We start from the raw sequence: 16,719 nt of genomic DNA, 5'->3' as shown, positions 1-16,719 counted from the left end.
CAAGGCACCGACCCGCCCCGGACCGGAACGATCCGGTCACGCGAGGCCGGACGGAGATCGGTTCCGGCCGGTAAGGTCGGCAGGCATGACAGGGCCTCTGACGGGGAAGACGGCAGTGGTGACGGGCGGCTCCCGGGGCATCGGCCGGGCGATCGTCGAACGGCTGGCGCGCGACGGCGCCACGGTGATCTTCGGCTACCGCAGCCGCGACGACGAGGCCAAGGCGGTCGAGGACGCGGTCCCCACGGCGCGCGGCTTCCGGGCCGACCTGGCCGAGCCCGGGGCGGTCCGCGAGCTGCTCGAATGCGCCGACCACCTGGACATCCTGGTCGCCAACGCGGCGGCGAGCTTCGCACCGGCGCCGATCGCCGAGGTGAGCGACGAGGACTACGACCGCATTTTCGCGGTCAACGCCAAGGCAACATTCCAGGCCATCCGGTACGCGGCCCGGCACATGCGCGACAACGGCCGCATCATCACCATCTCCACTCTGAACACAACGTCCCCCGCCCCGGGCGGCAGCCTCTACGTGGGCAGCAAGGGTGCGGTGGAACAGTTCAGCGCGGTGGCGTCCCGGGAGCTGGGCGCCCGTGGCATCACGGTGAACACGGTCTCGCCCGGCGCCACGGACACCGAGCTGCTGCGCTCGACCAACAGCGCCGAGGCGCTGGAGATGGCGGCGGGGATGACGCCGCTGGGCCGGCTCGGCCAGCCGGCGGACATCGCTGACGTGGTCGCGTTCCTCGCGGGCCCGGACGGCCGCTGGATCACCGGCCAGAACATCCACGCCGGCGGTGGACTGGCCTAGGGCCTCTCCGGTGCAGGCCGTCTTGAGCGGCAGGACAGGCCCTACGGTCAGCCGGCTAGCGATGCGAGCAGTGCCGGCGAGGCCTGGCGGATGGTGTCGCGCCCGTCCGCCGCCTGGGCCAGCAGCCGGCGGCAGCCGTCCCGCTCCACATAGATCTGCCCGGACCCCAGGTGCAGCACGACGAACTCGCTCGCCGGGCTCGTGCACGCGGGTGCGGGCGCGGCGGCCTCGACCTCTTTCCGGACGGCGGCCCATTGCTGCTCGCTGAGGTAACGGCCGGAGACGAACTCACCGGCCGGCTTGCCGGTGCGCTGCTGATCGGCCGGCACGCGGTAGGCGCAGAGCCGGACCTGCACCGGGCCGTCGAAGCCCGCGGGGACGACGGCCGGCTCACCCTTGGTCCCCCACTGCGCCGAGACCCAGACCATGTCCGCCCACTGCTGGGTGCAACCGGCCGCCGCCGCCTCCGACGACTCGATCTCCCGGATCGGCCGCGACGAGACCGGCGTCAGCCGCAGCCCGCCGAGAGCCTCGCGAACCTCCGAGCGGACCTTGCCGCAGCTGTCGTGGGGAACGCCGGGACGTATCCAGCGGCCCTGCGCGTCGAGCAGGGCGAAGAACGGCGGAAGGTACAGCTCGAGGGTGCAGGCGCCGCCGGACAGCGGCTCGTCCGGCAGCCGCAGCGCGGCGACCAGCGCCGTCACGTCGTCGGCGCGGCTCTCCGTGGCGGTCAGGTCCTCGCCACCGTCGGCCCGGCGCAGCGGCGCCGAGTTGCACACCACCGCCGCCACCGGCTGGAAGCTGTCGTCGAGCGGCGGGAGCTCGGCAAGGTCGCCGCCGCCCGAGGCGGGACCGGACGACGCCGCGCCCGCTGCCGCACACGAGATCCAGGCCGGTTCGACCTTCGGCTTCCCCGGTTCAGCCGCCTGGCCCGCGCACCCGGCGACCGCCCCGAGAAGCACTGTTACGACCACAAATGACACACCACAACGACCCATCGCGCACCTCCGCGCCGCGTCTTCACCCTTTCCTGCGACGGTGCCGAACGTACGCCGGTTCCCCTGCCGACACTTTCTGCGCGCCGCTCAGTTGATCACGGTATGCGAAAGTTGTCGGTCTTTCTGGCACTGGTCTGCGCGTTCGTCGGCGGCGCTGTCCCGGCTGCGACACCAGCGGCCGCTGTCGGTGCGCGCGCCCAGGCGGCACCCTCGTTCAACGGCACGGTCTGGGCGATCGCGTTCCGAGGCGACGTCGTCTACGTCGGAGGGTCGTTCACCGCGGTGACCTATCGGGGCCGCAGCTTCGAACGCCGGCGGCTCGCAGCGCTCGATGCCCGTACCGGTGCGGTCCTGCGCTGGCAGCCCGCCGCGGACGGCACCGTCCGCGCCCTCGCGGTCGCCGGCCCGGCGGTCTACGCCGCCGGCGACTTCGACACCATCTCCGGGCAGAGCCGCGACGCGGTCGCCCGGATCGACGCCTCGACCGGCCGGCCCACCCGCTTCGCCCACCGCGTGACCGGCGAGGTGGCCACGCTCGCGATCGGCAACGGACGCGTGTACATCGGCGGCAGCTTCTCCACCGTCGACGGCGTCACCCGGCGCAACGTCGCCGCCTTCTCGCACAGCAGCGGCGCCCTGGACCGGTCGTGGCGGCCGAGCACCGGCGGCCGGGTCCGGTCGCTGGCGGTCACCCGCGGCCGGATCTACCTCGGCGGGGAGTTCCACCAGGTCAACGGCTCTCGCTCGGCGGACCGACTGGCGGCCGTGCACCCGTCCAGCGGCTCGCTGGTACGCGGCTTCCGGCCGCACGCACCCGCGAACGTGATGGACGTGGCCGCCGACGCCCGCGGGGTCTACACGGCGACCGGCGGACCGGGCGGCCGGGCGGTCGGATACTCGTCCTCCGGGGCGATCCGCTGGACCCACCTCTTCGACGGCGATGTGCACACGATCGCCGTGATGGGCGGGATCGCCTACGTCGGGGGGCATTTCGACCGGGCTTGCCGGCGGACCAGCACGGTGCGTCAGCTCGGCTGCCTCGGGGGTTACACGGCGCGGGTGAAGCTGGCTGCGCTGGACGGGCGCGGGCGGCTGACCGGGTGGAACCCGCGGGCCAACGGCACGATCGGGACGCACGTGCTGACTACCTATCCGCCGAGGCATCGTATTGCTGCTGGTGGGGCCTTTACGCGGATCGGGGGTGCGGGGCGGGAACGCTTCGCTCTCTTCAACTGACCGTCGCGCCGCCGGGCCGGATCTCCGGCCCGGCGGTTGATGGCTGGCCGGCGCGAGACGGCCCGTCTAACGCGCCACGTCGTCGGTGGCCGACAGCAGAGCAGCGAGATCAGCCCGGGACGGCAGCCCCTCGCAATCCCCCGGGACCGTGACCGCGAACCCGCCCACCGCCACAGCCGTGGCCAGCCGCTGAGCCGGCGCCGCCCCGGCGAGCCGGTCCGCCAGATATCCCGCGACGAACGCGTCCCCCGCCCCCACCGGGTCCACCACCGTCACGTCGAGGGCCTTGAGCGCATACCGCTCCCCGTCGATCAACCCTGTGCAGCCGCGCGGACCGTCCTTGATCACCACCTCACCGGGACCGAGCGCCGCCAGCCCGTCGGCCACTGCCTCGCTCGCTCCCAGCACCAGGGCTGCCTCGTCCGGGCCCGCGAAGACCACATCCGCTCGCGAGACCAGGTCGCGCAGGACGGGCGCGGCGTCGTACCGGGACCAGAGCTTGGCCCGGTAGTTGATGTCGACAGCTACCGTCACCCCGGCCGCGCGGGCCGTCTCGACCGACTGGAAGACCGCCGCCCGGGCCGTGTCGCTCAGCGCCGGGGTGATGCCGGTGACGTGCAGGATCCCGGCCGACCGCACGAGGTCGACGGGGACGTCGGTGGGGCCGAGCCGCGAGCCCGCGCTGCCCGCGCGGTGGTAGTCGACGGTCGTCAGCGCGCCCGTGCGGCGGTGCCGGACCATCAGGCCGGTGTAGGCCTGGTTGCGAACGGCCACGGTGTGCACACCCTCGGCCCGCAGACGGCGCTCGATCAGGTCGCCGGTCGCGTCGGGGCCGATCCGGCCCACCCAGGTGGCCCGGCCGCCGAGGCGGGCCACGCCGATCGCCACGTTGCTCTCCGCGCCGCCGATGCCGAACCGGAAGCCGCGCGCATGCTCCAGCGGGCCGACCCCCTCAGCGGCGACCAGCCCCATGGTCTCCCCGAGCGTGACAAGGCCGCCGCCGGTCTCGCCGCCCGGAACCAGACCGCCGCCGGTCTCGCGGCCCGGCACCCGGCCGCCGTCGTTGAGCGAGCCGCCGTTCATGAGCGGGCGAACGCAACCGCGTCAACGGCCCGCCGAGCACGCACCGCCAGCTGAGCCAAACTGCCACCACTGGCCGCGTCCCCGATGAGCGGACCACCGAGCCCGACCGCCGACGCCCCGGCCGTCAACCACGTGGCGATGTCGGCGATCTCGATCCCCCCGGTAGGCATGATCCGTACGTCGGGCAGCGGCCCCCGCAGATCCTTGAGGAAGCGAGGCCCGACCGCCCCCGCCGGGAAGAGCTTGACCAGCGGCGCCCCACCCCGGCTGGCGTTGAAGATCTCAGTCGGAGTGAACGCCCCCGGGTAGACCGGCACCGGGAAACCGTCGAGCGCTGCCACCCACACCGGGGACACCAGAAAGGCGGCACCCGCGTCCACGGCCGCCTTCGCGTCGTCGAGGGTGAGCACCGTCCCGGCCCCCACCGCGACCGAGGCCGGCAGCTGGCGGCGCAGCCCGGCGATCGCTTCGAGGGCGCCGCGGGAGGTGAGGGTCACTTCGAGGGCGGTGATGCCAGCCTCGACGAGCACATCACTGACCGCGGCGAAGGCATCCGCGGTGGGCGCGCGCAGCACGGCCACGACACCGCTCCGGACAACCGCCTCGGTGACCGAGTCTGACATTGGACGCCTCCCCAGGATCCGCCGTTGGCTCCATACTCCCCGGGTCAGGCAAGATCAACCAGTGACGCGGGACTCCGCCGGCGTCGCGTCGCGGCGGATGTACGAGCGCAGTCCCCGCGACGGTGGCTCCACCGGCGGCGGAGGCGGTGTGGCCTCGATGCCGAGTTCCTCGCGGACCGCCGCCTCGAACTGCTGCATCACCAGCGGCACGTGCCCGAGCATCTCCCGGACCGACTTCTGTGGGTCGACGCCCATCGGCGGGGTGGGACGCTCGCCGTACAGCTTCTCGATCAGCAGGTGCACGGCCAGCGCGGCGCTGCGGACCTGCCCCGAGGCCAGTAACCGGACCTGCATGAGGGCGGGTCCGACGGCGTCGACGTAGGTGAACGGTCCGGGTGGGGACTGACCGCTGTCGTACGCCGCGCGCAGCCGGTAGGCCGCCCGTTCGAACTCCGTCATCAGGGCTATGTAGGCCTCCTTGCGCTCGGCGTACCACCGTTTGGTGCGCTTGGCGCGGCTGCGGGCGTACTCGTCGCGGGCCGACACGAGCAGGGTCACACCGGCCCCGGCCAGCGCAAACACGACGGCGACCAGGGGTAACGCCCACCAGGGGATCTCAGACACCCGCCAACGGTAGCGATGCCGGTCCGCCGGGTCCCGGGCGAGGGCCGGATCGTGACCTCGCGTCCGCCGGTTCCGGCCGATGGGCCAGGTCGGCGTCGATCGCGGCCAGCGCCGCCTCGACCACCTGGCCACTGGTCAGCACCGCGGCCCGGCGCCGGGCGGCCGCGAGCCCGTCCGGGCCCAGCCGTTCGGCGACGGCGGTCCGGGCCCGGAGCAGGCGGGTGGCCTCGGCCGGATAGACCTGGGCGTCGGGCAGCGCCGCATCGACGAGGGCGGCGGTGTCGTCGGCACCGATCCGGGCGAGCAGCACGACCAGGTTGCGCAGCGCGGCCACCTGGAGAGTGTCGTTACCCGCCTCGCGCCACAGAGTGAGCACCTCGCGGAAGCTCCGCAGGGCCTCCGCCGGGTCGGCGTGCCGGGACCGGATGGCGACGGCGGCAGCCATGGACGCGCCCATGAAGAGCCGGCTGTCGACGCTGCGGGCCAGCGCGGCGGACTCGTCGAGCAGGGTGACGGCCCGGGACGGGTCGAGATCACCGAGCGCCTCGCCGAGCGCGTACCGGGCGATCGCGCGGGCGGTCGGATTGCCGGTCAGGTCGGCCACGTCCACCGCGGCCTCACCGGTCGCGACGGCCTCCTCCGGCTGCTCGGTCCAGGCCAGCGCCAGCGCTTGGCTGGCCAGGCCGGAGGCACGAACAGCAGCGTCCGTGGCCAGCGCGGTCATGGCCCGGTAGTGGCTGAGCGCTGCGGCACCGTCGCAGGCGACGAGCGCGATGTCGCCGAGGACTTCGTGAGCGGCGGGATGCGGCGGGGCGGCCGCGAGCAGCTTACGGGCGGCGGTCAGGTCCCCGCGCCCCCACGCGTGGGTCGCGGCCGCGGCCAGGGCGCCCGCCGAGCCGGTCGATCTGGCGGCGTAACCCCAGGCCAGCAGTTCGTAGCGCTGACCGAGGTAACCGTACCGGTAGACGGCGGCGGCCAGCCGGGCGATCAGCGCGGGATCGTCGCGGGCGATCTCGACCGCCTGCCGCAGGTCGGGCAGCAGAGCGTCCAGGTCCCGCGCGGCCTCGGCCTCCCGCGGTCCGCGCAGCGCGAGGTCGAGCTCCTCGGCCGCCGCGACGACGGCCTCGGCATGCCGCCGGCGCAGGTCGGCACTCGCCGGCTGCTGCCGGACATAGGCCCGCACGGTCTCCAGCAGCCGGAAGCGCCCGGCACCGGCCCGGCTCACCAGCGAGCGGTCGACCAGCGCGGCCAGGGCCGGCGCGACCTGCGAACGCGGCAGCTCGGCATCCGCGACGACGGCCTCGGCCAGCGCCACGGTGAACGGGCCCGCGAACACCCCGAGCCGCACCAGCACCTGCTGCTCGTCGTCGCCGAGCAGCCCGAACGACCAGTCGACGACCGACCGCAGGGTCCGCTGCCGGGGCGCGCCCGTGCGCCGGCCGCGGGTCAGCAGGTCGAGCCGGTCGTCGAGCCGGTCACGCAGAGTGGCAACGCCGAGCGCGGGGGCCTGGGTGGCGGCCAGCTCGATGGCCAGCGGCAGGGCGTCGAGGGCGGCGACGACCGCGCCGACGGCCTCGGCCTGGGCCGGATCGCCGAGGTCGACCGCGCCACCGGCCCGGTCGGCGAAGAGCGCGGCGGCCGCGCCCGCGGGCAGCGGAGGCAGGACGAGGACCCGCTCGCCGTCGATCCGCAGCCGCTCCTGACTGGTCACGACGATCCGGGTGGCGGGCGCGGCGGCGAGAATGGCCTCGACGACGTCGGCGGCGGGCGCGAGAACGTGTTCGCAGTTGTCCAGGACCAGCACGTCGCTCCCGGACCGACCCGGGAAGCCGGCGGCGATGGCCCGCACGACGTCGTCGCCGGGGGCCGGCCGGGCGCCCGTACCGGCGGCGACAGCTTGCAGGAAATCGTCCCGGCCCCGGACCGCGGCCGCGTCGACCCACGCGACGGCCAGCCCGCGCACGGCCTCGGCGACCAACCGGGTCTTGCCGACCCCTCCCGGCCCGGCCACGGTGACCAACCCGCCGGCGGCGACCAACGCGGCCCGCTCACGGTCGCGACCGAGGAAGGATGAGGCATACCGGGGTACGCCCACAGCCACGTCCCGCCCCGGCAAGGCGGCCTCCGGACCAGGCCGAGGCCGTTGCGCCCCCGCCGGGCTGAAGCCCGTCCCGGCCGCCGCGTCCCGATCTCCACCGCCCGTGCCCGCGACGCCGGCAGCACCAGCACCCGGTCTCCCGGCGCCCACGCCCACCGCTTGGGTGGCGGGCCGACGGCCGCCGCGGGCGAGCTCGGCCTGGAGCTCGCGGACCGCGGGTGACGGGTCGAGTCCGAGCGTTTCCACCACAGCCTCGGCGTGCCCGCGCAGCACCGCCGTCGCCTCGGCGGCCGGCAGCATCCGGGCCAGCACCAGCGCACCCCGCTCCCAGCACGGGTCGGCAGCCACCTCAGCCGCGAGCCGTTCGCTGCCGCCGCCCAGCTCGGCCCGGTCCGCCAGCGCCGTGCGGTGGGCCGCGCCCAGCCGCGCCGCCCAGCCGGCCAGTGGACCGGCGGGGAACTCGGGCAGCGCCGGTCCCCGCCACAACGCCAGCGCACGATCGAGCAGCTCGGCGCGCCCGGCCGGGCCGGCGCCGGTCCGGGCCTCGCTCAGCAGCCGTTCGAAGCACAGCGCGTCGACCTGATCCGGCGCCAGCATCAGGCGGTAGCCGGCGGGTTCGTGCCGGAGGACGCCGTCCGGCAGCACCGCCCGCAGCCGGGCCACGTGTGATTGCAGGCTGTTGCGGGCCGAGGGCGGCGGATCGTCAGGCCAGACGGCGTCGATCAGCCGTCCGATCGTGACGGGACGCCCGGCGTGCAGGGCCAGGACGGCGAGCACGGTTCGCTGCCGCGCGCCGGCCACGACGCACGGTCCGTGCGGGCCGTCCGCCTCGAACGGCCCGAGCACCCGCACCCGCATGCGATGACCCTAGGGCGGCCGGGGCGCCCGGCGCCGTCGTATTTCCGGCTGCCGGAGCCGCCGGTCAGCCTTGCAACCGGTAGAAACGCCAGAAATCGTTGGCGATGCCGAGCACTTCTGGCCGGGTGAAGCCGGCCGCGCGGGCCCAGCCGAGCATCGTCGGGGCGCGCAGCACCGTCCCGTTCGCGTCGGCCGAGCCTTCGGCGCGGGTGGCGGGCAGGCAGTGCAGGACGCTGAAGGCGTACTGAAGTCGCTCGATCTCGTCCGCCGGTGCGGTGAACTCGTCGGCGACGCGCTCGTCACCGACCAGGACGCTGCCGCCTTCAGTCAGACAGGCGCGGGCGGCGGCCAGCACGCCGACCGGGTCGGCCATGTCGTGCAGGGCCTCGAAGATGGTCACCAGGTCCACGCCCGGCCCGGCCGGTACGGCCGCGTCACCGACCGTGAAGCTCACCCGGTCGGCCACCCCGGCCGCGGCCGCGTTCCGCCGCGCCTCCGCCACCGACGCCTCGTCCAGGTCCACCCCGCGTACGGTGATCGCCGGGTAAGCGAGGGCCAGCGCCACCGACGAATGTCCCAGCCCGCACCCCAGGTCGAGCACGCGGGCACCGGGCGTGGCCCGCAACCTCCGGTCGAGCTCCGGTACGGCGGGCAGCCACTCGCCCGTCAGCTGATGGGTGAACATCGGCCGGTTGAACGCGGCGATCCCGTGCCGGATGTGCTGGCCGTAGTCGGCGTAGGACACACCGGCCCCGGTCCGGAAGGCCTCCGTGACCGCCGGGAACGTGAGCCCGAGCCCGAGCGCGAACTGTCCCGCCGTGCCCAGGTACGCCGGCCCGGTCTCGTCGAGCAGCACGGCGGCGACCTCCTCGCTCAGCGTGAACCGCCGCTCGTCCGGGTCGTCACCGGCCGTCGGGAACGCGGTCAGCAGTCCCGCGGCGGCCTGCTGTTCGAGCCATTCGCGGGCGTACCGCGCGTCGATGCCGGCGGTCCTGGCCAGTTCGGGCGGGGTGAGCCGGGCGCCGCGCAGGGCCCGGTAGAGGCCGAGTTCACGGCCCAGCTCGACGGTGAACAGCTCGGCGGCGGCGGTCAGCGCGCCCAGCAGGCGTTCGGCGGTCTTCTCGGTGGTCGTCATGGGACCACCGTGGACCGGGCCACGTGCGGTTCGCGTGCAGTTCGCGTGCGGCTCTTGACCTCAACCCGGCTTCAGCGTGCAGGGTGGCCGGATGAGAGCAGCGGTGTTCGACCGGTACGGCCCGCCCGAGGTGTTGCGAATCGCTGAGCTGCCCGATCCGGTGCCGGGTCCGGGCGAGGCACGGGTCCGGGTACGCGCGGCCGGCGTGCAGCCCTTCGACGTCGGCGTGCGTGAGGGGTGGATGAGACGGGGGCCGGGGCACTTCCCGCATCAGGTCGGCCAGGAGTTCTCGGGGGTGGTCGACCTGCTCGGCGAGGGTGTCTCCGGCCCCGCCCCCGGCACGGCGGTGCTGGGTTCCACGATGATGAACGGTCAGGCGACCCACGTGGTCGTGCCGGCCGCGGATCTGGTCGTGAAACCGCCGCAGCTGTCCTTTCCCGCGGCGGCCGCGCTGGTGGCGGCCGGCCAGACCGCCTCCGGGGCGCTGACCCAGCTGGGCGTCACCGCGGGCGACGTGCTGCTGGTGCACGCGGCGGCCGGCTCGGTGGGCACGTTGGCCGTGCAACTGGCCCGGCTGGCCGGCGCCACCGTGATCGGCACAGCCGGCCCGGCCAACCACGACTACCTGCGGGAGCTGGGCGCCGTTCCGGTCGCGTACGGCGAGGGCCTGGTCGAGGCGGTCCGGGCGGTCGCGCCCGGACCGGTGACTGTGGCTCTGGACGCGGCCGGGCGCGGGGCAGTCGCCGCGTCGGTGGCCCTCGGCGTGCCCCGGGACCGGATCGGCACGATCGCCGACGACAAGGGCGCCGCCGGGTTCGGCACCCCGGTGGTGCGGGCGCCCCGCTCCCCCGTCCGGCTCGCCGAGGTCGTCGCGCTGGCCGGACGGGGGGTGCTGACGATGCCGCTGCGGGCGTACCCGTTGGCCCAGGTCGCCGCGGCGCACGCGGCCGTGCAGGCCGGGCACGGCCGCGGCAAGGTGGTCCTGATCGTCGAGCCGGAGGAGCTCTGAGGGAGCCGATCAGGTCAGCGGCGCACCGGCTGCGGCCTCCTCCTGGGCCCGGCGCTCGTCGCCGCTCAGCGTGTGCAGCGGCTTCTCCTTGATGAACAGGACGGCGAGCACGGCCAGCGCGGCGATCGGGGCGCCGATCAGGAACAGGCCGGCCGTGGCCTCGCCGTAGACCTCGCGGACGACGGTCAGCACCTCCGGTGGCAGGGTGGACAGGTCGGGCACCTTGGCCGTGCCACCGGTGGCCGGCGGGCCGAAGCGCTCGGCCAGCATCGTGGTCACCCGGGAGGCCAGCACCGCGCCCAGGGCGCTGACCCCGATCGCGCCGCCCATGCTGCGGAAGAACGTCAGCGCGGAGGTGGTCGCCCCGAGTTCCTGGGCCGGTACGTCGTTCTGCGCCGCCAGCACCAGGTTCTGCATCAGCATGCCGACGCCCACCCCCAGCACCGCCATGAACAGAGCGAGCATCGGCACGCTGGTGTGGGCGTCGATCGTGCTCAGCAGCACCATGCCGGCGGTCATCACCACCGCCCCCGCGACCAGATACGCCTTCCACCGGCCGTACTTCGTGATCAGCTGGCCGGCCACCGTCGAGGACACCAGCAGGCCGAAGATCAGCGGGAGGCTCATCAGGCCGGCGACCGTCGGGGACTTGCCCAGCGAGATCTGGAAGTACTGCGACAGGAACACCGTGCCACCGAACATGGCCAGGCCGACCAGCACGCTGGCCAGGATGGCCAGGGAGACCGTGCGGTTGCCGAAGATGCTCAGCGGGATGATCGGCTCCTTGGCCCGCGATTCCACCCGGACCGCGAGAGCGAGCAGCAGGAGCCCGGCCGCCACGAACACTGCGGTCGGCCAGGAGCCCCAGGCGAAGTGGTTGCCGGCCAGGGTCGACCAGATCAGCAGGTCGCACACGCCCGCGGTGATCAGGGTCGCACCGAGCCAGTCGATCGAGACCGCTCGGCGCGGGGTCGGGGGCAGGCGCAGCGTCTTCTGCAGCAACACGATCGCGGCCAGCGAGAACGGCACGCCGATCAGGAAGCACCAGCGCCAGCCCAGCCAGGACGTGTCCACCAGCAGTCCGCCGATCAGCGGGCCGGCGATGGTCGCGACGCCGAACACCGCGCCGAACATGCCGGAGTAGCGGCCCAGCTCGCGCGGCGGGATCATCGCGGCCATCACGATCATGGCGAGTGCCGTCATGCCGCCCGCGCCGATGCCCTGCACCACCCGGCTGACGATCAGCACTTCGACGTTCGGGGTGAAGCCTGCGATCAGTGAGCCGGCGACGAACAGGCCCAGGGAGAGCTGGATCAGCAGTTTCTTGCTGTAGAGGTCGGCCATCTTGCCCCACAGCGGCACGGTCGCCGTCATGGCCAGCAGCTCGGTGGTGACGATCCAGGTGTAGACGGACTGCGAGCCACCCAGGTCGGCGATGATCCGGGGCAGCGCGTTGGACACGATCGTGGAGGCCAGGATGGACACGAAGAGGCCGAGCATGAGGCCGGACAGCGCCTGGACGACCTCCCGGCGCGACATCCGGGCGGCGGGCGGGGTGGTGACTGAGGTCATCGAGCTCCCTCGGTGGTGGTGAGCAGGACGAGTTGCTGGGTGGCGCGGGTCATCGCGACGTACCGGTCGACCGCGCCCTCGATGCCCGGGCCGAACGCCTCCGGGTCGATGAGGACGACGAGGTCGAATTCGAGGCCCTTGGACAGCTCCGGGGTCAGCGACCGGACCCGGGGCGTGGCCGGGACGGTGGTGCCGCCGGCGCTGATGACGCAGGCGATCCCCTCGGCGTGCGCGGCGAGCCAGCTGTCGAGGATGGACTGCAGCTCGGCCACGGATCCGTGCCGTACGGGGACGCCGCTGCTGCGGATGGAGGTCGGCACGTTGGCGTCGGGCAGTGCGGCCCGGATGACCGGCTCGGCCTCGGCCATGACCTCCTCCGGCGTCCGGTAGTTGATGGTCAGCGAGGACATGGTGATCCGGTCGAGCCCGATCCTTTCCAGCCGTTCCCGCCAGGACTCCGTGAAGCCGTGCCGGGCCTGGGCCCGGTCCCCGACGATGGTGAAGCTGCGGGACGGGCAGCGCTGCAGGAGCATCTGCCACTGCGCGTCGGTCAGCTCCTGGGCCTCGTCCACGACGATGTGCGCGAACGGGCCGGCCAGCCGGTCGGGTTCGGCGGCGGGCACTGCGGTCTCGTCGACCAGGGCGTCCTGGAGGTCGAGCTGGCGCAGGCTGGACAGCACCCCTTCCCCGTCGTCGTAGGTGTGGGCGTGGATCAGCTCGTCGACGACCGCGGACATGCGCTCGCGTTCGACGGCGAGAGTGGCGTCCTGCCGGCGGTTGCGCCGGGACGCCTCGGGGTCGCCGAGCCGCCGCCGGGCCGCGTCCAGCAGCGGCAGGTCGGACACAGTCCAGGGCTGTCCGGCGTCCCGGCGCAGCGTGCGGAGCTCGTCCGGGGTGAGCCAGGGCGCGCACTTGCGCAGGTACGCGGGCACCGACCAGAGGTCCGCGACGAGGTCGGTCGCCTCGAGCACCGGCCAGGCGCGGTTGAAGGTGGCGAGCAGTTCCCTGTTCTGCCCGAGGGACCGCCGGACGAAGGCCTCCGGCTCATCACCGTCGTACTTCTCCACCAGGATCGTGAGCAGCTCCTGGAAGATCTCGTCCCGTGCCTCGTTGTGGGGCGTTCCAGGGCCGGGCGCCTCGAACGCTTCGGCCCAGTCGTCGGCGCTCAGCCGGATGTCGGCCTCGCCGGTGGAGACCGTCATGGCAGCGGCCGGCGGCTCCTCGTAGAACCGGACGGCTGCCTCGATCGCCCGTACCAGTCGCGCCGACGACTTGAGCCCGGCCAATTCCGGGTCGGTCTCGGGCGCGGCCGCGGCTCCCTCGGTGACGAGGTCGCGCAGGGTGCAGATCTGCACCTCCTCCTCGCCGAGGCTGGGCAGGACGTCGCCGACGTAGGCCAGGTACGGCTGGTGCGGGCCGATGAACAGCACGCCACCACGGCGGTGACCGAGGCGGGGATCGGCGTAGAGCAGGTAGGCGGTGCGGTGCAGGGCGACGACGGTCTTGCCCGTACCCGGGCCGCCGTCGACCACCAGAGCGCCGCCGGACCCGGCGCGGATGATGGCGTCCTGGTCGGCCTGGATGGTGCCGAGCACGTCCCGCATCCGGGCGGACCGGTTGCCGCCCAGGCTGGCGATGAAGGCGGACTGGTCGTCGAGCGCGGCGTGCCCCTCGAACCCGTCCGGGCTGAACACCTCGTCCCAGTAGTCGCTGATCCGGCCGCGGGTCCAGCGGTAGCGGCGGCGGCTGGCCAGACCCATCGGGTTGGCGTGGGTCGCCCCGAAGAACGGCTCGGCCGCGGGCGACCGCCAGTCGAGCAGCAGCCGGCGGCCCGTGCTGTCGGTGAGGCCGAACCGCCCGACGTACACCGGCTCGGCGTCGTCGGCGCTGACCATGCGCCCGAGACACAGGTCCATCCCGAAACGGCGCAGGGCCCGTAGGCGGGCGGTCAGCTGCCGTACCTCGGTGTCGCGGTCCACCGCCTGCCGGCCCTTGCCCGCGGGGGCCCGGCGCTCGGCCTCCAGCCGGTCGGACAGGTCGGCGATGGACTGCCGCAGGCTTTCCGCGATGGCCGCGAAGTGCCGCTCGTCGGCAGCGATCAGTTTCGGGTCGGCCTTCGGGGCCAGCCGGTCGGGAAGATCGAAGGCGCTGGTCGCCAAGGGATTCATTCACACCTCGATTGCGCAGATTCCGGGCTCGGCGGACGATTCTGCGCCATGCACGGGGTCTTGCCACAAGCCCCGGGGTGCGATATACGTTAGAAGTGGCGGAGAGTGGGTTCTCCTCTCACGCCCCTTCCCATCGATCTCAGACGATGGCCGGACGGTGGATCCAGCTCTCCAAGTCGGCAGGCAGTTCCGCCTTGCCGTAGAGCCAGCCCTGGCCCAGATCGCAGCCCTGCTCGCGCAGCCAGTCGCGCTGTACCTCGGTCTCCACACCCTCGGCGACCACGCGCAGGTTCATCGCCCGGGTCATGGCCAGCACCGCGCGCACGATGGGCTCGTCGGCGCCGTCCTCGCCGACCCGGCTGACGAACGAGCGGTCGATCTTGACGATGCCGACCGGCAGCCGGTTCAGGTAGCTCAGCGACGAGTAGCCGGTGCCGAAGTCGTCGATGCACAGCGTCACGCCGAGGCCGCGCAGCTGGTTCAGGGTGATCAGCGCGGTGTCGAGATCCTCCATCACGCCGGACTCGGTGATCTCCAGCCACAGCTGCTCCGGCGCGAGCCCGGTGTCGGCCAGCACGTCCCGCACCACGGTGACCAGGGCACCGTCGCGCAGCTGGCGGACCGAGACGTTGACCGAGACGTGCAGCCGCCGGGCGCCGGGGCCGCGTTCGGCCGTCCAGGCGGCGAGCTGGGCCGCGGACTCGCGCAGCAGCCAGGCGCCGCTCTGCACGATCAGGCCGGTCTCCTCGGCCACCGGGATGAAGTCCACCGGTGAGACCGCGCCGAGCGTCGGGTGCTGCCAGCGCATCAGCGCCTCGAAGCCGTCCAGCTCGTCGGTCGCCAGGTCCACGATCGGCTGGTAGTGCACGGAGAGCTCACCGCGCGGCAGGGCCCGGCGCAGCGCCTGCTCCAGGTTCATCCGGTCCCGGACCTCGTCACGCAGGGACGTGTCGAACAGCGCGTACGCGTTGCGCCCGCTGCCCTTGGCCTTGTACATGGCGGTGTCGGCATCGCGGATCAGTTCGAGCGCCTGGGCCCCGCCCAGCGACTTGGCCACCCCGATGGACGCGGAGATGACCACGTTGCCGACGGAGAGCTCGAACGGGCGGGCGAACTCGGCCAGCACCCGGTCGGCCAGCGACTCGGCCAGCGCGGAGTGCGACGGGCTGGCCGAGGCGATCACGAACTCGTCCCCGCCGATCCGGCAGACCAGGTCGGCCCCGCGGATCTGCGCGCTCAGCCGGCCCGCGACCGCGCAGAGCAGCTCGTCGCCGACCTGGTGACCCCAGTGGTCGTTGACCATCTTGAAGCGGTCCAGGTCGATGAAGAGCAGACTGATCTCCTGCTCGTCGGCGGCGGCCCGGTCGCCCCACTCCGCGATCGTCTCGGCGAGCAGTTCGCGGTTGGGCAGGTCGGTGAGGGCGTCATGGGTGGCCCGGCGGCGGGTGGCCCGTTCGGCGCGCGCCCGCGAGTTGTTGGAACGCACGACACGGGCGAACACGGCCAGGATGAGCAGCACGCAGAGGACCGAGCGGACCACGCCGTTGAGGGTGGAGCCGGCCGGCACGATGGTGGTGATGATCGTCGGCACGACCACCATCAGGGCGATCAGGCCGGTGCGGATCTTGCTGAGGTCGGTGACGACCACGCGTTGCGGCTCGGTCAGCGTGCGCATGGACGGGTGCAGGCCGGCCGCGCCGACGAGCAGGAACGTCGCCATGAAGAGCACGTCGACGGCGTGCTGGGGCACGTCGGCCAGGGCGCCGTCGCGCAGCATGAAGAGGAAGTCGCCGACGAACATGGTCGCCGAGGCCGACAGCAGCAGCCACAGCGACGGCTGGCGGGCCCCGCCGGAGATCGCCAGCTGGGCGGCCAGCACCACCAGCACCACGTCGATGACCGGGAAGAACGAGTTGGCGATGCGCAGCGGCGTCAGGTCGGTCTGCGCCATCGAGGGCACGATCAGGTACGTCCAGCACATGAACGCCGCGGCCAGCCCGACCAGCAGCGCGTCCACCCGGGCCGGGTCGTCGTCCGCGGCCCGCCGGCGGCGCAGCATGTCCGCGAAGGCGTAGCCCATGAGCAGGTAGCCGGGCAGCACGAAAGCGTCCGGGATGAGCGCCATCGAGGTCGGCGGAGAGGCACCGGCGCCGGGCACGACGACCCGCAGCACGATGCCGGCGAAGAACATCCCGGCCGACCAGAGCAGCAGGCGCCAGGGCTTGCGGTGGGCGGGGACGGCGATCCGGCGGACCGCGTACGTGGTGGCCCACAGCCCGCCCACGATCGCGGTCAGCATCAGCGGCAGCTGCAACGACGCCGGCCCGGCCGCGAACAGGGTGATGGCGACGGCTGCCGCGGCGATGTATGACCAAGCCAGCGCGGCGCTGCGCCGGGGCAGCACCGGGTACGCCGCGGTCGGCGTGTCCAGGTCGTCGCCGGCTCGGACGGGCGCCAGCACAGAGGTCACGTCCTACCTTCGGCAGAACGGCGCGACGCATTAACGA

12 protein-coding genes are annotated in these 16,719 nt (G+C 73.5%); 3 read left to right on the top strand and 9 right to left on the bottom strand.

Annotated features, from left to right (window positions below; translation table 11 throughout):
• Positions 1 to 85: 85 nt before the first annotated feature.
• Positions 86 to 808, top strand: a complete 723-nt coding sequence (locus tag ACZ6S4_RS25770; protein WP_465477365.1) for an SDR family oxidoreductase — start codon at positions 86 to 88, stop codon at positions 806 to 808.
• A 47-nt stretch (positions 809 to 855) separates the two neighbouring features.
• On the opposite strand, the gene ACZ6S4_RS25765 is transcribed toward ACZ6S4_RS25770, so the two are convergent.
• Positions 856 to 1,770 (bottom strand): hypothetical protein, encoded by a 915-nt coding sequence (locus ACZ6S4_RS25765; protein WP_465477364.1) that lies wholly within the window; start codon positions 1,768 to 1,770, stop codon positions 856 to 858.
• A 138-nt stretch (positions 1,771 to 1,908) separates the two neighbouring features.
• Between ACZ6S4_RS25765 and ACZ6S4_RS25760 the strand changes: the two genes are divergently transcribed.
• Positions 1,909 to 3,042, top strand: a complete 1,134-nt coding sequence (locus ACZ6S4_RS25760) for a PQQ-binding-like beta-propeller repeat protein (RefSeq protein WP_465477363.1) — start codon at positions 1,909 to 1,911, stop codon at positions 3,040 to 3,042.
• Positions 3,043 to 3,108: 66 nt separating this feature from the next.
• On the opposite strand, the gene ACZ6S4_RS25755 is transcribed toward ACZ6S4_RS25760, so the two are convergent.
• The 5 genes from ACZ6S4_RS25755 to ACZ6S4_RS25735 form a co-directional block, all read right to left on the bottom strand.
• On the bottom strand, positions 3,109 to 4,125 hold the full coding sequence (locus ACZ6S4_RS25755) for a sugar kinase (RefSeq protein ID WP_465477362.1): 1,017 nt from the start codon (positions 4,123 to 4,125) through the stop codon (positions 3,109 to 3,111).
• Positions 4,122 to 4,748: a bifunctional 4-hydroxy-2-oxoglutarate aldolase/2-dehydro-3-deoxy-phosphogluconate aldolase gene (locus ACZ6S4_RS25750; protein WP_465477361.1), complete on the bottom strand. Its 627-nt coding sequence runs from the start codon at positions 4,746 to 4,748 to the stop codon at positions 4,122 to 4,124. Before ACZ6S4_RS25750 ends, ACZ6S4_RS25755 begins: the two co-directional genes overlap by 4 nt.
• A gap of 54 nt (positions 4,749 to 4,802) precedes the next feature.
• Entirely contained in the window at positions 4,803 to 5,372 is a 570-nt protein-coding gene (locus ACZ6S4_RS25745) for a hypothetical protein (RefSeq protein ID WP_465477360.1), read from the bottom strand.
• A complete protein-coding gene (locus ACZ6S4_RS25740; RefSeq protein WP_465477359.1) occupies positions 5,365 to 8,328 on the bottom strand; it encodes an AfsR/SARP family transcriptional regulator in 2,964 nt (987 codons plus the stop codon). Before ACZ6S4_RS25740 ends, ACZ6S4_RS25745 begins: the two co-directional genes overlap by 8 nt.
• A 64-nt stretch (positions 8,329 to 8,392) precedes the next feature.
• Positions 8,393 to 9,463 carry a class I SAM-dependent methyltransferase gene (locus tag ACZ6S4_RS25735; protein ID WP_465477358.1) on the bottom strand — a complete coding sequence of 357 codons (1,071 nt, stop codon included), beginning with the start codon at positions 9,461 to 9,463 and terminating at the stop codon, positions 8,393 to 8,395.
• Between the two features lie 91 nt (positions 9,464 to 9,554).
• On the opposite strand from ACZ6S4_RS25735, the gene ACZ6S4_RS25730 reads away from it, so the two are divergent.
• Positions 9,555 to 10,472 (top strand): NADP-dependent oxidoreductase, encoded by a 918-nt coding sequence (locus ACZ6S4_RS25730; protein ID WP_465477357.1) that lies wholly within the window; start codon positions 9,555 to 9,557, stop codon positions 10,470 to 10,472.
• Positions 10,473 to 10,481: 9 nt separating this feature from the next.
• Here ACZ6S4_RS25730 and ACZ6S4_RS25725 read toward each other — a convergent pair whose 3' ends face one another.
• From ACZ6S4_RS25725 to ACZ6S4_RS25715, 3 genes are all read right to left on the bottom strand, one after another.
• Positions 10,482 to 12,044: an MDR family MFS transporter gene (locus tag ACZ6S4_RS25725; protein ID WP_465477356.1), complete on the bottom strand. Its 1,563-nt coding sequence runs from the start codon at positions 12,042 to 12,044 to the stop codon at positions 10,482 to 10,484.
• Positions 12,041 to 14,212, bottom strand: coding sequence for an RNA polymerase recycling motor ATPase HelR (helR, locus tag ACZ6S4_RS25720; protein WP_465477355.1), 2,172 nt, complete (start codon positions 14,210 to 14,212; stop codon positions 12,041 to 12,043). The genes ACZ6S4_RS25725 and helR overlap by 4 nt, the downstream gene beginning before the upstream one ends.
• Positions 14,213 to 14,351: 139 nt before the next feature.
• A complete protein-coding gene (locus ACZ6S4_RS25715) occupies positions 14,352 to 16,682 on the bottom strand; it encodes a putative bifunctional diguanylate cyclase/phosphodiesterase (protein ID WP_465477354.1) in 2,331 nt (776 codons plus the stop codon).
• Positions 16,683 to 16,719: the final 37 nt, after the last annotated feature.

It is taken from the genome of Actinoplanes sp. NPDC051405 (assembly GCF_055586185.1).
The sequence above is the reverse complement of the archived record's forward strand: the minus strand, read 5'-3'. Positions and strand labels throughout refer to the sequence as shown.

Excerpts from the sequence above, each read along its gene's own strand:
- ACZ6S4_RS25770 (WP_465477365.1), top strand. The coding sequence starts at position 86 with ATGACAGGGCCTCTGACGGGGAAGACGGCAGTGGTGACGGGCGGCTCC.
- ACZ6S4_RS25760 (WP_465477363.1), top strand. The coding sequence starts at position 1,909 with ATGCGAAAGTTGTCGGTCTTTCTGGCACTGGTCTGCGCGTTCGTCGGC.
- ACZ6S4_RS25755 (WP_465477362.1), bottom strand. The coding sequence starts at position 4,125 with ATGAACGGCGGCTCGCTCAACGACGGCGGCCGGGTGCCGGGCCGCGAG.
- ACZ6S4_RS25750 (WP_465477361.1), bottom strand. The coding sequence starts at position 4,748 with ATGTCAGACTCGGTCACCGAGGCGGTTGTCCGGAGCGGTGTCGTGGCC.
- ACZ6S4_RS25740 (WP_465477359.1), bottom strand. The coding sequence starts at position 8,328 with ATGCGGGTGCGGGTGCTCGGGCCGTTCGAGGCGGACGGCCCGCACGGA.
- ACZ6S4_RS25735 (WP_465477358.1), bottom strand. The coding sequence starts at position 9,463 with ATGACGACCACCGAGAAGACCGCCGAACGCCTGCTGGGCGCGCTGACC.
- ACZ6S4_RS25730 (WP_465477357.1), top strand. The coding sequence starts at position 9,555 with ATGAGAGCAGCGGTGTTCGACCGGTACGGCCCGCCCGAGGTGTTGCGA.
- ACZ6S4_RS25725 (WP_465477356.1), bottom strand. The coding sequence starts at position 12,044 with ATGACCTCAGTCACCACCCCGCCCGCCGCCCGGATGTCGCGCCGGGAG.
- helR (WP_465477355.1), bottom strand. The coding sequence starts at position 14,212 with ATGAATCCCTTGGCGACCAGCGCCTTCGATCTTCCCGACCGGCTGGCC.